Annotated in this window: 13 protein-coding genes; 7 read left to right on the plus strand and 6 right to left on the minus strand. The window is 57.4% G+C overall.

The genetic code is table 11. The annotated features are described in order from the left end of the window. Positions 1-52: 52 nt before the first annotated feature. Positions 53-1,183 carry a lactonase family protein gene (locus AC6IZD_RS17205; RefSeq protein WP_497784746.1) on the plus strand — a complete coding sequence of 377 codons (1,131 nt, stop codon included), beginning with the start codon at positions 53-55 and terminating at the stop codon, positions 1,181-1,183. A gap of 102 nt (positions 1,184-1,285) precedes the next feature. Here the strand turns inward: AC6IZD_RS17205 and yoaA are convergent, their stop codons facing one another. Beyond that, positions 1,286-3,385 (minus strand): DNA repair helicase YoaA, encoded by a 2,100-nt coding sequence (gene yoaA / locus AC6IZD_RS17210; protein WP_497784748.1) that lies wholly within the window; start codon positions 3,383-3,385, stop codon positions 1,286-1,288. 124 nt (positions 3,386-3,509) lie between these two features. On the opposite strand from yoaA, the gene der reads away from it, so the two are divergent. Together der and AC6IZD_RS17220 are read left to right on the plus strand one after the other, a co-directional pair. Further along, a complete protein-coding gene (der, locus tag AC6IZD_RS17215; protein WP_497784750.1) occupies positions 3,510-5,057 on the plus strand; it encodes a ribosome biogenesis GTPase Der in 1,548 nt (515 codons plus the stop codon). A 50-nt stretch (positions 5,058-5,107) separates the two neighbouring features. Beyond that, positions 5,108-5,272, plus strand: a complete 165-nt coding sequence (locus AC6IZD_RS17220) for a hypothetical protein (protein ID WP_497784752.1) — start codon at positions 5,108-5,110, stop codon at positions 5,270-5,272. A gap of 60 nt (positions 5,273-5,332) precedes the next feature. Here the strand turns inward: AC6IZD_RS17220 and AC6IZD_RS17225 are convergent, their stop codons facing one another. From AC6IZD_RS17225 to AC6IZD_RS17245, 5 genes are all read right to left on the minus strand, one after another. Beyond that, positions 5,333-5,599, minus strand: a complete 267-nt coding sequence (locus AC6IZD_RS17225; RefSeq protein ID WP_497784753.1) for a hypothetical protein — start codon at positions 5,597-5,599, stop codon at positions 5,333-5,335. A gap of 249 nt (positions 5,600-5,848) precedes the next feature. After that, the gene (locus AC6IZD_RS17230) at positions 5,849-7,108 is read right to left on the minus strand and encodes an ABC transporter permease (RefSeq protein WP_497784755.1); all 1,260 of its coding nucleotides are present in this window, start codon (positions 7,106-7,108) and stop codon (positions 5,849-5,851) included. Between the two features lie 2 nt (positions 7,109-7,110). Beyond that, positions 7,111-8,367, minus strand: coding sequence for an ABC transporter permease (locus AC6IZD_RS17235; protein ID WP_497784757.1), 1,257 nt, complete (start codon positions 8,365-8,367; stop codon positions 7,111-7,113). Between the two features lie 82 nt (positions 8,368-8,449). After that, entirely contained in the window at positions 8,450-9,805 is a 1,356-nt protein-coding gene (gene trmFO, locus AC6IZD_RS17240; protein ID WP_497784758.1) for a methylenetetrahydrofolate--tRNA-(uracil(54)-C(5))-methyltransferase (FADH(2)-oxidizing) TrmFO, read from the minus strand. Beyond that, a complete protein-coding gene (locus AC6IZD_RS17245) occupies positions 9,795-10,442 on the minus strand; it encodes a YqaA family protein (protein ID WP_497784760.1) in 648 nt (215 codons plus the stop codon). Before AC6IZD_RS17245 ends, trmFO begins: the two co-directional genes overlap by 11 nt. Positions 10,443-10,675: 233 nt before the next feature. On the opposite strand from AC6IZD_RS17245, the gene AC6IZD_RS17250 reads away from it, so the two are divergent. The 4 genes from AC6IZD_RS17250 to AC6IZD_RS17265 all read left to right on the plus strand — a co-directional run bounded on the left by AC6IZD_RS17250 (position 10,676) and on the right by AC6IZD_RS17265 (position 15,001). After that, positions 10,676-11,416: a DUF3298 and DUF4163 domain-containing protein gene (locus tag AC6IZD_RS17250; protein ID WP_497784761.1), complete on the plus strand. Its 741-nt coding sequence runs from the start codon at positions 10,676-10,678 to the stop codon at positions 11,414-11,416. A 63-nt stretch (positions 11,417-11,479) separates the two neighbouring features. Continuing rightward, positions 11,480-13,522: an NAD-dependent DNA ligase LigA gene (gene ligA, locus AC6IZD_RS17255; protein ID WP_497784763.1), complete on the plus strand. Its 2,043-nt coding sequence runs from the start codon at positions 11,480-11,482 to the stop codon at positions 13,520-13,522. A gap of 36 nt (positions 13,523-13,558) precedes the next feature. Beyond that, the gene (locus tag AC6IZD_RS17260; protein ID WP_497784765.1) at positions 13,559-14,344 is read left to right on the plus strand and encodes a hypothetical protein; all 786 of its coding nucleotides are present in this window, start codon (positions 13,559-13,561) and stop codon (positions 14,342-14,344) included. Positions 14,345-14,368: 24 nt separating this feature from the next. Further along, complete coding sequence (locus AC6IZD_RS17265) at positions 14,369-15,001, plus strand: 3'-5' exonuclease (protein ID WP_497784767.1); 633 nt, start codon at positions 14,369-14,371, stop codon at positions 14,999-15,001. Positions 15,002-15,013 lie beyond the last annotated feature (12 nt).

A 15,013-nucleotide genomic window follows, 5' to 3' on the forward strand; every position in this document is an offset into this window, starting at 1 on the left:
AGTGACTGAAGAGGAATTTCAACTAGATCGACGCAACTTCATTGCAGGAATAATGGCTGCCAGCGCAACGCTCGCCGTGCAGTCTTTTGATTTGCTGGCGAAGACGCATCGGGGAAGACGCGCGGCGTTAGCGCATAGCGCGACTAAGGATCTGCTGGTCGGCACCGGGACTGAAGACGGCATCCTGCACTACTCATGGAATGCTGCAACGGGCGAACTCTCCGGAGGCAAGATCGCGGCGAGAGTTCCCCGCCCTGTTTGGATCACGCTGTCACCTGACCGGCGATATCTGTATGCGGCGTGCGAGGTACCGAACTTCGATGGCAAGTCTACAGGTGGCGTAGCCAGTTTTCGGTTGCGCGGGAGCGAACTGGAACCGATGTCGCATGCGCCTTCGGCCGGGCCGGGCACGTGTCATGTCGCAATTGATGAGACAGGACGTGTACTGGTGGCAGCGGACTACGCGGGCGGAAGTGCCGCGAGCTTTTTGTGCGAGCAAGGAAAGATTATCGATCGAGTGTGGAGCGAGACGTACTCGGGTTCCGGGCCGGTTACGAGCCGTCAAGAGAAGGCGCATGCGCATTTTGCAAGCTTCTCGCCCGATGGACGATTCGCCTACATCAATGATCTCGGCTCAGACTGCATTCACATCTACGCCGTGGACGTCACCACGGCAAAGCTGAAACCTGCCGGAGCATTCCGCACTCATCCGGGTGCTGGTCCGCGAACGCTGCATTTCCATCCGAACGGGCACATCGGTTATGTGGTGAACGAGCTGGATTCCACGGTCGATGTGGTTGAACTGGATCGTGCGAGCGGAGCACTGAAGCAGGTGCAGAAAATCAATCTGCTGCCGGAAGGATACACGGGGCCTACTCGGGCCTGCGATACATTGCTTACGAGAGATGGACGCTTCGCTTACTTTGCCAATCGCGACAACAATTTCATCTACTCATTCCGAGTGAATTCCCCGGATGGAGACCTGATACCCATCGAGCGCACTCCCGCGGGAGGGGATAGGCCGCGCCACTTCACTCTTGATCCGACCGAGCGATGGATGCTGGTTGCGAATCAAGATTCGAACTACATCACCGTATTTGCCCGGAATCCGAAGACAGGAGAGTTGGCGAGCGAGGGAAAGAACTTCGCGGCGACGATCCCGATGAGTTTGGTGTTTATTTAGAGCGGCTTTAGGGCTGGTGCAGCTATGGGCGTTTTGCTCTCCCACCTTAGCCGCGCAGAAACGCGCGTCGAAGGTGGGGCACCCAGGCTGATGGGTATTTACCTAGTCCTCGTGGCTGCAGCCGAAGAACTCTTCGACTTTGCGGATGTCTGTGGTGCGTGTGTAGGCCGGAAGGCTTTCGACGAAGACTTTGCCATAGCGCATCTTGAGAATGCGATTGTCGAGTAGCACGAGCAAGCCGCGATCGCTTAATGAGCGGATAAGGCGTCCAAAACCCTGCTTCAACGTGATGACCGCCGCGGGGACGGAGTAGTCGAAGAAGCTGTTGCCTCCATCATCGTCGATGGCTCGGCAGCGCGCCTGCACGATCGGGTCACTGGGAACGGCGAACGGGATTTTGTCGATGACGACGCAGCTTAGCTGCTCGCCCTGCACATCGACTCCCTGCCAGAACGAGGAAGTCGCGAACAGCACTGCGTTAGGCGTAGCACGGAACTGCTCGATGAGCGCGGTCTTGGGTGCGGATCCCTGCAACAACATTGGGTAATCGAGTTGGCCGAGCAGCGCGTCGTGGACCTGCTGCATTTGCGCGAAGCTGGTGAAGAGGCAGAAAGCGCGGCCGCGAGTGATTTCGAGCACCTGCCGGATGCGCATGGTCGCCTTGGCCGTAAAGTTCGCATCACGCGGGTCGGGCATGTCGGGCGGGACGTAGAAGATGGCCTGTGATTCGTAATCAAAATGCGAATCGACGATGAGTTCGCGCGCGTTTTCCAGCCCGAGTCGCCCCTTTATGTAATCGAAGCCCCCGGCGACAGCCAGCGTGGCAGAGGTAAGCACGATGGAGTCGAAGCGGTCGAACAGTGACTGACGCAAGATGGCCGAAACATCTATTGGCGTGGCCTGGAGAAAGACGTTTTCGACCTTGGTGAACCTGCTGCTATCGCGAGTTGCGCCGCGTTGTCGTCCGCCCGAGCCCTGACGACCACCACGGCGCTCAATCCAGTAAACAGTGTTCTTGTCGTGGCTTTCCATCAGGAAAGAGAGCTGTGCGTGCAATTCGTCGGTGCGGCGGACGAGGTTGAACACTTCGTCGGGCTTGTTGGGGATGGCCTGCAACTCGGAATGAAGCTGGCGTAGGACATTTTTGAGGCCGAGGAACTCCGAGCCGCACTCTTCGAGGAACTCTTCACGATTGGTGAACGCAAAACGACCATCACCCTCAGGCAACAAAGAGAAGAAGAACTGCGAGCGTTCGCGCACTCGTGACGAGAGCTGCAGAAGATCGGTGGAAACGATCTTCTTGTCCTTGATGGTGAATTCGAGATCGCGAAGAAGGTCGTCAACCTTGAGATTTGAAACCGAGATGCCGAAATAGCTCGTGGCTACATCTTCGAGTTCGTGCGCTTCGTCGAAAACGACACAGGCGGCCGTGGGCAGAATGCCGACATCCGGAGCGCGCTCGGCAGCCAGCTTCACTGAGAGATCGGCGAAGAAGAGATGGTGGTTGACAATGACGATGTCGCTCTCAGCAGCCTTGCGGCGCATCTCGGTGATGAAGCATCGTTCGAACTCAGAACACTTGCTGCCGATACAGTGATCGGCGCTGGCGTTGAGCTTGCCCCAGAGCTGGCTGCTCTCGGGGAGAGACGAAAGCTCGGCGCGGTCGCCAGTCGTAGTCTCCTTGTCCCAGTCGAGAATGGTGCGAAACTCGTTTACCTCTTCAAGGCCATTGAGGATGGGTGCGTCGGTGAGTTCGTAGAGCTTCTTGCGGCAGAGATAATTCTGGCGCCCCTTCATGTAGCAGACCTTGAGCTGCGGCTCGCCTTCTTTTGATTCGCCAAAGAGTGCGCGCTCGAGGAACGGTACGTCCTTAAAAAAGAGCTGTTCCTGCAGGTTCTTTGTTCCGGTAGAGACGATGACGCGCTTGCCGCTCTTTATGATCGGCAAGAGATACGCGAGGGTCTTGCCGGTGCCAGTTCCGGCTTCAACGATCAAATGGCGCTTTTGTTCAAGTGCCTCTTCGACGGCGGTCGCCATCGAGAGCTGCCCGCGACGAAATTCGTACGCTGGATGGCGCTGTGAAAGCACACCTCCGGGGCCGAAGAACTGGTAAAGCGAAAGACGCGAGAGCTCAACCTGCGGCTTGGCGCTGGGCGTGGGAGATGACGAGGGCGCAGTAACGGATTGGGTACGCTCGGGCACTGCCCCTATAATAGACGGTACGGCAGCAATGACGGCGAAGAACCGGGGCGTCGTGATGACTCAGGGCCAAACTGCCGGTGGCCGGCTCCGGAATCCGGGTAACTTTGAAATTCAGGACAATATAGTGGCGAATATTCTGCAAGACCAGCACGAGGGCCTGCTGGCGATCGTGGGACGGCCCAACGTGGGCAAATCAACGCTCTTCAACAAGATGGTGGGACGCCGCCGTGCCATCGTGGGCGACGAACCGGGTATTACACGCGATCGCCTCTACGGCACCGTGCGGTGGAATGGAAAACAGTTTCGCGTGGTGGATACGGGCGGAATCGTGCCCGAAGACAAGGACCTGATTCCGGCAGAAATCTTCCGGCAGGCGCGCGTGGCGCTGGAAGAGGCATCGGCGATTGTGATGGTCACGGACGTGAGAACCGAACTCACCGGACCGGACATGGAACTGGCACGATTGCTGCAAAAGCTCGGAAAGCCTTTGTACCTCGCCGTAAACAAAGTGGATGATCCGAAGTTTGAGGCAGAGGCGGAGAACTTTCGGCGGCTCGGGATCAAGAACCTGTGGGCCATCTCGGCCGAGCACTCGACGGGAGTGGCAGAGCTGATCGAAGAGCTGATGCAGGTGATTCCGACGATCCCCGAAACCGAAGACGAGAAGCGGCTGAACAATTTCGCACGCCGGATATTGCCCGTAAAAGATATCGACGGGGATATTGAGGACGTGGCTGACGAAGAGGAAGAAGCCTCCGATGCGTTTGAGCCAGCGGATGAGGACGCGTTGGAAGATCAACTGCTCGAGGCAATGCCATCGGAGATGAAGGTGGCAATTATCGGGCGTCCGAACGTGGGCAAAAGCACGCTGCTGAATCAACTGACGGAAAGCGATCGGGCGATTGTGTCATCGATCGCAGGAACGACGCGCGATGCAATCGATGAGGTGGTGGAGCACGGAGAAAAGCGCTACCGCTTCATTGATACAGCCGGAATCCGACGCAAGGGCAAGACGCACCTGATGGCGGAGAAGCTGAGCGTGGTGATGGCGCGCAAGCATCTGGAAGAGGCAGACGTTGCTCTGCTGGTGATTGATGCCGTGGAAGGCGTTTCGGCGCTGGATGCGAACATCGCAGGCTATGCGCACGAGTCGGGGCGTTCGGTGGTGATCGTGGTGAACAAGTGGGACCTAGTCACCACGGCACGCAAGGATGGGAAGCCTGCGGCGGATAGTCGTCTTTACGAAGAGCAACTGCGGCGCACGCTGAAGTTCCTGGAATATGCTCCGGTGATCTTTATCAGCGCAATGAATGGCAAGAACGTGAAGCGCGTTTTTGAAACCGTGGAGCGAGTAGCGCGCGAACGTTGGCGCAGAATCACCACGGGCGAGATGAACCGCTTCCTGAAGACGGTCGATTTCGAGCGCGCATCGGTGCCAGCACGCAACAAGGTGAAGATCTATTACATGACCCAGGCGGCAGTGGCTCCGCCAACGTTCATTCTGTTTACGGATAAGGACGTGAAGCTGCACTTCTCATATCAGCGATTTTTGGAGAACCAGATTCGCGACGTGTTTGGGTTTGAGGGGACGCCGGTGTGGATCAAGGTGCGGGCGAGGAAGCGCAGAGAGTTTGTTCCGAAACCGGAGAAGGCATCCAAGAAAAGCAGGTAAGAGGAGTTCGATGCTAGTCGGGAGGTGCGCTCAGGGGTATAGTTCGGCGCATGAACAGACTGGCATGGGGAGCTTTGTTTCTTGCGGCGTTTCTGATTGCGCTCGGAATTGGATTTCTATTGCGAGATCCACTTCTGGGCGCATTGCTTTTTGCCGCAGGCGTGACCTTGACCGCGCAACTGGTGGTTGGGTATCTACAAGGGCGACGCCTCTAATGTAAGGAAGTGCATAACACGATCCCCGCCTGCTTTGGCGAGCCGATTGTCAGTCACTCGCTAGGCACGTCCATTCATCACGAAATCAGAAATGATGCGTGTTTCGGGATCGTAAAGCGCACCCCATGCACACGAACCTCCATCGCACACCTCCCAAAACTTGGTTGTCCAAGATTTCGTTACAGGTCCGCAGTACGCGTTTATATAGATCAGCTTACGGGTCCCCACCGTAATGGCTAGATATTGACGATAGTACTCGTACGGATTTTTGATGAGGTCGCCTACTTTGCCGCCCCCTCGACGTGGCAGGGATGGAATCTTTCGCAAGTCTGTTTCTAGCTGTTGTAGCTGGGTACTCGTTGGATTCCAGGTGCCCTGCACATTCTCCGGACCTAACCGAGAGCACTGTCTTGAGATTTCCCCAGCTTCGCTGGATGGGAGTAGCACCGAATTCTTGGGTTGAGACTGCAAGCTGCAACTGAGCACAAGAAGTACTGTGGTTGCGACAACGCCACGGCGCATTGCTGTCCTCCATATCCTAAGACACCTCACAACCACCACTTGTTCCAGCTATCTCTACTCGTAACGCAGTGCCTCCACGGGATCGAGGCGAGAGGCTTTCATGGCGGGTGCCATGCCGCTGATGAGTCCGACGACAAACAGAACAGCAGTGGAACCCAATACCGTAGCAGCTGAGATCTGCATGTGGATGTCGGCGCGGCCTGAGGTGTCTTTGTAGAGCGGGCCGAGCAGCGGGAGCGTGCCAACGGCCTTGGTCATGAGCCAGGCAAGCAGGATTCCGGCGGCTCCGCCGAGAAACATGAGGACGAAGGTTTCGGCAAAAAGCTGCAGCTTGATATAGCGGCGGCGAGCACCGAGGGCGCGACGTAATCCGATTTCACGAATGCGTTCATCGACGGAGACTAGCATGATGTTCATCACTCCAACGCCGCCGATGCCGAGAGTGAGCGTTCCGATGAAGAGCAACAATGCCTGGAGGCCGATGGTGATGCCGTCGATGATGGGACGCGTTTCGTCGCGACCAAACATGAGGACGGCTTTTTCGTCGGTGGGCGAGAAACCCTGGCGGGCGGCGAGTCCGGCGACGAACTGCTTCTTGGCAACAGACTCCATCGAGGGCTTCACGGGGGCGAAGATGAATACCGGAGCGTTCTTGGTGTCGTAGAGATCGCCGGCCGTCGAGAACGGAATCCAGGTGGACTTGTCGTCGCTGGTGAAGTAGTTCGAGAGCTGAATCTTCTTATCCATCACGCCGACGACTTCAAAACGCATGCCGCGCACGAGCACGGTTTCTCCAATGGCATTGCGGCTGCCAAAGAGCTGATGCTTGATTTTGTCGCCGAGGAAGATGACGCGGCGACGCTCAACGATATCCATGGGCGTGAGCCAGCGGCCAGCGGACGGGACCTCGTTGCGCATGTCTCCGTACTCGGCGCAGACTCCGCGGACGGCGGCGTTGACGTACTGCTCGTTGTACTGGATGGGCAGCCACTTGTTGCTCTCGCGGCAGATGGTTTTGATGGCGGGCGAGGTGGCCTTGATGTAGTCGAGGTCCTCCTGCTCGAAGCGAACCTGTTTTCCGGCGCGCTGGCCTCCGGCTTGCTGGCTGGTCTGCTGTGCCCAGGCGATGACGGCGGTCTTGCCGAAAGAATCAAAGGCCGTCACAAGCACGGAGCGGAAGCTTGAGCCATAGGCGATGAGCAACGTGACCGAGGCAATGCCCCAGATGATTCCGAGCATAGTGAGCAGCGAGCGGGTGCGGTTTTTGAGCAGCGCGGCCATGGCTTCGCTGAATATGTCATGAAGCAATCCCATGATTAGCCTCCGGCCTCGAAGCGCAGGGCTTCTATGGGCTCAATGCGGGCGGCCTGGCGCGCTGGATAGAGCGCAGCGCAGAACGCGACCGTGCCGAGCAGAACAATGGCGAGCGTTCCCGATTGCCACGTCGGGAGAAGTCCGGCGAAGAACGGCGGCATGGGGAAGCTATCGACAAAGGCGCAAAGGCCGTAGGCGATGCCGAGGCCGATGCCTCCGCTGAAGAAAACGACAATCATGGTCTCAAGGAAAAACTGCCGCATGATGCTGTGTGCGGGCGCGCCGAGCGCTTTGCGAACGCCGATTTCGCGGGTGCGCTCGCGGACGGCAACCAACATCACGTTCATGACACCAATGCCTCCAAGGAAAAGCGTGGTGACGCCAACGGCTCCGAGAAAGTACTTCATGCCATCGGTCATGGTGGCGAAGGCAGCGGCTTCCTCGAGGGTGTCCCAGTTGGAGATGGCTTCCTTATCTTCGGGATCGAAGTTGTGCAGGTGTGCGAGCGCGAGCGTGAGCTGATGCTTGCAGTTCTCGTGCTCGGCGGTGCTCTGAGGCTGGATGAGGAGGCGATCGACGCTGTGCGCGGTTTGCGGAGGCTTGTTGGGAAGATCTTGCTGAAGCACTGGAAACGGAACGAACACCTTGTTCACATCCCAGCCGTCGTAGCTGGAATTCTGCTTCTTGTCGCGCATGACACCGATGACGACGTAAGGGACGCCTTTGATGTAAATGTTCTGGCCGATGGAGCCCCCTTCGGGGAAAAGCTGCTTGTTGATCTCGCTGCCGAGAAAGGCGACACGCCGTCCTTCGCGAATGTCCTGCCAGGTGTAGAAGTTGCCTTGCGCGACATCGACGGCGCGAATCTCGGCAAAGGGCGGAAACGATCCGGCGACGGTGGGATGCGCGCTGTTGTAGTTGCTGCGGACGGAGGCTTCGTTGCTGAGTTCGGGAAGAACGTATTTGCAGGAGGGCGACTGCTCGGCGACGTACTGTGCGTCGGAGTCTTCGAAGCGAATGGCACGGCCGGCACGAGCGCCGCCGGCCTGCATGCTGGTGCGTCCGGCGAACACGATCATGAGGTCGCGCGCGAACGTCTGCTGCTGCTTGAGTTGGCCGACGCGCATGCCTTCCCCGGCGGCGACCATGAGCACAATGGAGACGATGCCCCAGGCGATGCCGAACATGGTGAGGAAGGTCCGAAGTTTGTTGGACCACAGCGTCGTGAAGACGTCGACAAACAGGTCGCGCAGCGACATAACCTACTCCGGCCGATGAGCCGCAAAGATTGCTGCGAGCTAGCTCGCGCAAGAGTAGATACGCTGGAAAAGGGCGAAAAGTTCAGCGGGCGGGAAGAATTTCTGAAACTCGGTTCACCCAGGCCGAGAACGCGGCCATTGCGCGCTCGCAAACCATCTGGTGTCGGATCTTTTTGTCCCGAACTTTCTTCTTGGTGGCGTCGTCGAGCTGCTCAAGAAGGTCGAAGGTGATGTTCGCTGGCTGGAAATCCTTGGGATCGGCTCCGCAGATGTAGTTCACTAGCGATCCGTGAGCCGATGCGCGGGGCGCAGGAATCGGCTCAACGCCGGTTGCGAGCGACGCGGCGGTGATTCCCGCTAGGAGGCCGGTGGCGATAGATTCGACGTAGCCTTCGACGCCCGAGATTTGTCCGGCGAAAACTATGCTCGGGTGCTGCTTCATTTGCAGCGTCGGAGTGAGCAGCGAAGGCGCGTTGATGTAGGTATTGCGATGAATCTGGCCGTAGCGCAGGAACTTTGCGTTCTCAAGGCCGGGGATCATGCGCAGGACACGAGCCTGCTCGCCGAACTTGAGGTGGTTCTGGAAGCCGACGAGATTGTAGGAGTCGGCGCGAAGGTTTTCCTGCCGCAATTGCACGACCGCGTAGGGAGTTTTGCCAGTCCTGGGATCGCGCAGGCCAACGGGCTTCATGGGACCGAACCGCAGAGTGTCAGGACCGCGACGGGCAATTTCTTCGATCGGCAGACAGCCTTCGAAATACTGTGCCTTGTCCCAATCGTGACCATCGACGCGCTGCCCCTCAGCGAGTGCGGCGATGAAAGCCTCATACTCCTCGCGAGTCATGGGACAGTTGATGTAGTCGGCAGTTCCCTTGTCGTAACGCGCCGCCATGTAGACCTTCGATTGGTCGATGGAATCAGCGTCGACGATGGGAGAAATCGAATCGTAGAAGAACAGCCGCTCGGTGCCCGAGAGCTGCTGAATTTCGGCGGCCAAGGCATCAGAGGTCAGCGGTCCCGTGGCAATGATCGTGATGCCATCGTAATCGGCGAGCGAAGTGAGTTCCTCGCGAATGAGGCGGATGAGCGGCTGGGCCGAAATGGCTTCCGTGACCATGCGGCTGAACTCAAGGCGATCGACGGCGAGCGCGTGTCCGGCGGGAACGGCGGTGGCGCGGGCCATATCCATCAGCAGCGAGTTGGCGTGGCGCATTTCCTGCTTCAGCAGCCAGGGTGCTGTGTTTTCGCTGTCGCTCTTGAGCGAATTGGAGCAGACAAGCTCGGCCAGCAGATCGGTTTCGTGCGCCGGAGTCTTGCGCGTGGGGCGCATCTCGTATAGGTCGACGCGGAGGCCACGGCGAGCACACTGCCACGCCGCTTCAGGGCCCGCCAGACCCGCGCCAATGATTCGAATTGCGACTTGCTGATTAGGCGACACTGATTGTTGTTTCCGTTTCAGAAGGCCGCCGCGATTTTGCCAAACGCATGATGAGCCAAATGGCCGCGATGACGCCGAGAATGACCGTCAAAGTGAGCGAGCGATGCTGCTTGAACAGCGAGGTCATAAGCTCGATGATCTCAGGGCCAAACTTGATGGTAAGCGCCGAGAGCAGCAGGAATCTCGTGAGGCGTCCGGTGAAGACCGCAAGCAGGAAATGCGGGTACGGCATTTCGGCCACTCCGGCCCCGAAGACAAAAAGCTTGAATGGGAAGCCGGGCGGCATCATCGCCGGAACGATCAGGGCAAGGTCTCCATACTTGTCCGACGCGGCGCGTACACGCGCGTACTTGCTCTCTCCCACGCGGCGGACGATAAGAGCTTCGCCACCTTTGTACCCGATGAGATAAGGGACTGTGCTGCCAATGGCGGATCCAACCGAGCCTACGAGGGCGTAGATGAGCGCTCGACGTGGATCTACATGGACGTAATAGGCCACGATGGGATCAAGGGGAATGCCGAACGCCGCAGCATCCAGAAAGGCAATGATGAGGACAGCCCAGATGCCACCCAAAGGGGCGAGCACGGCCATGATCCACTTTTTATAGGCAGCGAAGAAATGTTTCAGTGCGTTCACTCAATCTGCTTCTGCGCTGGCTTGGGCACGCGGGCTGTGATGAGCCCCGATGACGGCGGCAATCCTACGCTAAAAGTTAATAAATCGATTGTATCAAGATGCGGGTTTCGATCGGGAAGGGATTTAATCCAAAACGGGAGTCTGAAGCTAGGCACCAGCGGATTTTCGGTTGATAAGAAGGTGCCCGGAGCTATTCTCCAGCGAATACGAAGAGCACATAGAAGGAGAGGCCGATGAGTGCTGATCGTGATCGAAGGAAATGGCCGATTAAGAACATGGCGCTTGCATTTGCCGTCTCTTTTATCTCAGGTTGTCTCAGCGGGACCGCCATGTCAGTGCCTGAGGTTTCTGCGGCGACGAACTTACACCCCCAGCAACTTGAGCTTCGCGAAAGTGGCCCGCGATACTCGATTGCCATCTCTTATCCGCACATTGAAGGAGCGGATCAATTTAACAAAGCTGTGCACCAAGCCGTCACTCCAAAGGTGGAAAACTTTAAGCGCGCGATGGGCGAACCACTCCCCAAAGGCCTTCCTGATTACGACGGATACCTAAAAGGGCACTACACACTCATGAATGCCCGTTCGGGAATCGTCAGCGTTGTTTTTGATTTCGATGAGTACACGCCGGGCGCAGCCCACCCATGGGGCACGATGGCAAGCATCAATTATGACGTCCGCACGAGAAAAGTACTTACGTTCTCCGCCCTCTTCCGTCCCGAATCGCCGTACCTGAAACGTGTCTCAGAGCTCTGCATCGCCTCTCTCAAACAAACGCTCGGAGAGGCGCTGAATACGCAGGGTGCAGCGCCTCTTGAGAGCAACTTCAGGGTGTTTGAGTTAGACAGTGGCGCGCTTACATTGCACTTTCCTATGTATCAGGTTGCGGCTGGTGCGGCGGGTCCACAGAAAGTTACGATTCCGCTGAAGACGCTTGCACCTTTCCTGCGGCCCCGGTTCTCGCCTGGGCACTAAACCGGAGCGAAGCAGCTATGGCATTTCAAGCGAATCGTGCATAGCCCTATAATCTCCCACTGTATGACTACGCACCTTTCGCCCGCCGAGCGCGCCGAAGAACTACGCGATCAGATCCGCCATCACGAACACGCCTACTTTGTCCTGGACGCACCCGAGATCACGGATGCCGAGTTCGACAAACTCGTCAACGAACTCAAGAAGATTGAGCGCGAACACCCCGAACTCGTAACGCCCGACTCGCCTACGCAGCGGGTGGGCGGAAAGCCGCGAGAGGGATTCGTAAAGGTGCCGCATTCGGTGCAGATGCTCTCGCTTGACAACGCCTACAACGAAGACGAGTTGCGCGATTGGACACGACGTGTGACTGAACTGGCGGGTAGTCGCGATCTGGAATACGAGTGCGAGTACAAGCTGGACGGGCTTTCGATGGCGCTGCATTACGAAGCGAACGGAGATCACGGAGCGCGCTTTGTTCGGGGCATCACGCGAGGCGATGGAGCGGTGGGCGAGGACGTCACTGCGAATCTGAGGACGATTCGCTCGATCCCGCTGGCGGTGAGCCACGAGCAGATGAACAAGGCGGGACTGAAGGCTCCATTTGAAGTGCGGGGCGAAGTGCTGATGCCCACGAAATCTTTTGTGGCAATGAATGAGCAGCGCGAGGAAACAGGGCTATCGCTGTTTGCCAATCCGCGCAATGCTGCGGCGGGCGCGGTTCGCGTGCTGGAGCCGAATATCACAGCGCAGCGCAAGCTCGATTTCTATTCGTACTTTCTGCTGAAGGATGGGCGAATGGTGTGTGACACGCAGGGCGAGGCTCTCGATTCGCTAATGGCTGCAGGCTTCAAGGTGAATCCGCATCGCACGGTGGCGCGTTCGTTTGAAGAGATTTGGAAATTTGTGAGTGCGACCGAAGAGGCTCGCGACACGCTTCCCTACGAGATTGATGGCGTAGTGGTGAAGGTCAACGCGATTCCCCTGTGGGGACGACTTGGATTTACAGGCAAAGCTCCGCGATGGGCAATCGCTTACAAGTTCGCGGCTCGCGCCGGAGTGACACAGGTGGAAGACATTCTGATCCAGGTAGGGCGCACGGGCAAACTCACCCCGGTAGCTGCCCTGAAGCCTGTCCCAATTGGCGGCACGACTGTATCGCGCGCGACGTTGCACAACGAAGATGAAGTCCAACGCCTCGGTGTCCGGATCGGCGACTGGGTGATGGTGGAGCGCGGCGGTGACGTCATTCCCAAGGTGACGCGCGTGGTAGACGAGGGCGAACACAAGCGTCCGGCAGACACACGCGAGTTCCACATGCCTGCGACTTGCCCCGAATGCGGCGGCCACGTGGTGCGTACAGAGGGCGAAGCGAATACATACTGCGTGAACGCGAATTGCCCAGCCAAGCTTCGCGAATCATTGCTGCACTTTGCTTCGCGTCACGTGATGAACATTGAAGGCATGGGCGACGCACTGGTGGATCAACTGCTTTCCCGCGGGATGGTGCACGACATCGCCGACCTCTATTCGCTCACGCAGGCAGACTTGCTGCAATTAGAGCGCATGGGCAAGAAGAGCGCCGACAACGTACTGCGAGAGATCGAAGAGTCGAAGAAGCTCCCCCTGGAGCGCGTGATCTTCGGACTGGGAATTCGCATGGTCGGCGAGCGCACGGCAGAGTTTCTGGCGGGGCACTTTGGCTTGATGGATCGACTGATGGAAGCGAGCGAAGAAGAACTGCTCGAAGTAACTGAGGTCGGACCGCGCATAGCGGCCAGCATTCGGGAGTTCTTCGACGAAGAGAAGAACCACAAGCTGCTCGAACGACTGCGTGCAGCGGGATTGACTTTCACGGGCGAGCGCAAGGTGCGCGGCACGAAGCTGAATGGTATGACATTTGTCCTTACCGGAACGCTGCCAACGTATTCTCGCGATGACGCGAAGAAGATGATCGAAGACGCGGGAGGCAAAGTCAGCGGCTCGGTTAGCAAAAAGACAAATTACGTCGTTGCGGGAGAGGACGCTGGATCAAAGCTCGACAAGGCTCAGGCGCTCGAAGTAAAGGTGATTAGTGAGGCTGAATTGATGGAGATGCTCAAGGATTGATAGGTCTGCGACCAGACAGAAAGGAAGCTTGCGGTTATGACTCGAAATCGCTGTTTCACTTTCGTTGCGGTTCTTGTATTTGTCTTTTCTCTGCTTGGCGGATGGGCGGACTGTCTGGCACAGTCCGTTCAATCTGTCGAGCAAGTTCTCACTCAGCTCTCGAGGAATGCGGCTGAGTATAAAAGCGACCTTCCGAGCCTTATCTGTAGCGAGCGTATTACGTCGCAGTCTGTGTCAAACGCGAAGGTAAAAGAGACAATCCAGTTCGAATCAATTATCGAATTCAGACGCACCGCCGGAAAGATCGAATCTTCGGAAGTGCGCACCATTCTCAGAACTGATGGAAAGCCAGCGAAGTCTCAGAAACTGACCGGACCGATCATGTTCGCCGGAGCTTTTGACGGTGCGCTCAGCTTTCTGCCAACCTCGCAGGATTTGAAGTGTTATCAAGTCAGCATTGAAAACTCGAAAGAGAGGTCGCTGGAGATCAAATCTTCGCGCAACGACAACCAGGATGAACTCTGCCGTCACGCGAGTCCCAATTCGACGACTCACGCATGGATCGATCTGGATACAATGCATGTAACACGCATTGAGAGACGGCTTCTTCATCCTGGCACCCATCAACACGGAACATGGACATGGGCCGTTGACTATACTCCGGTGAAACTTGGCGACACCGCCTTCTGGCTGCCAAAAGTTATCGAATCGCGACTGAGTGATGACAGAAATCCGCGATACCTTAGGTATGTGGCCGAGTACAGCGACTGTCATCGCTTCGCGGCTACTACGAGGATAGTGATGCCCAATGGGGCACAGTGATGGACGGCGCAAGAGAATAGCTACATGAGATTTGCAGCCCTCGATTTCGAAACCGCCAACGGTGCGCGCGTCAGTGCGTGCGCGCTGGGGCTTGCCGTAGTCGAGGATGGCAGCATTGTATTTCGGCGTGAATGGCTGATCAGGCCTCCGTCGCTGTACTTCAGTCCGGCTGGTATCGATGTTCATGGCATCACGCCAGAGATGGTGGCCGATGCGCCGCAATTCGACGAGCTATGGCCCGAAGTTGAGCGCGAGATTGGCGACCGCGCGCTGGTGGCTCACAACTCTGGTTTCGACATGCCAGTGCTGCAAGCGGTTCTAGCGCATTACGAGATCTGGTCGGTAAGGATGCCGTTTCTGTGCAGTTGTTCGCTGGCGCGGAGGACGTGGCCGGAGATGGATAGCCATTCCCTCGCGGCACTGGCAGACAGGTTCGGCATCGTATTTCGCCATCATCATGCAGGTGAAGATGCGATGGTTGCGGCGCAGATCATTTTGCGAGCGGCGAAGGAGTTCAAAACTAACTCGCTCGAAGAACTTGCTGAATGCGCGCGGCTGCGCATGGGCGAGGTGTCGCCGGGAAAATACGTTGCGTGTCGCTCCATTGCGAAGAAGCGCACTCGGAAGTTAACGTATGAACCGGTGGACGCGACCTAGCGCATCCACCGC

Source organism: Koromonas humicola, assembly GCF_059726255.1.

What these genes read in the sequence shown, in the direction of transcription:
- AC6IZD_RS17205 (WP_497784746.1), top strand. Translation starts at nt 53, where the DNA reads ATGGCTGCCAGCGCAACGCTCGCCGTGCAGTCTTTTGATTTGCTGGCG.
- AC6IZD_RS17220 (WP_497784752.1), top strand. Translation starts at nt 5,108, where the DNA reads ATGAACAGACTGGCATGGGGAGCTTTGTTTCTTGCGGCGTTTCTGATT.
- AC6IZD_RS17230 (WP_497784755.1), bottom strand. Translation starts at nt 7,108, where the DNA reads ATGGGATTGCTTCATGACATATTCAGCGAAGCCATGGCCGCGCTGCTC.
- AC6IZD_RS17235 (WP_497784757.1), bottom strand. Translation starts at nt 8,367, where the DNA reads ATGTCGCTGCGCGACCTGTTTGTCGACGTCTTCACGACGCTGTGGTCC.
- AC6IZD_RS17250 (WP_497784761.1), top strand. Translation starts at nt 10,676, where the DNA reads ATGAGTGCTGATCGTGATCGAAGGAAATGGCCGATTAAGAACATGGCG.
- ligA (WP_497784763.1), top strand. Translation starts at nt 11,480, where the DNA reads ATGACTACGCACCTTTCGCCCGCCGAGCGCGCCGAAGAACTACGCGAT.
- AC6IZD_RS17260 (WP_497784765.1), top strand. Translation starts at nt 13,559, where the DNA reads ATGACTCGAAATCGCTGTTTCACTTTCGTTGCGGTTCTTGTATTTGTC.
- AC6IZD_RS17265 (WP_497784767.1), top strand. Translation starts at nt 14,369, where the DNA reads ATGAGATTTGCAGCCCTCGATTTCGAAACCGCCAACGGTGCGCGCGTC.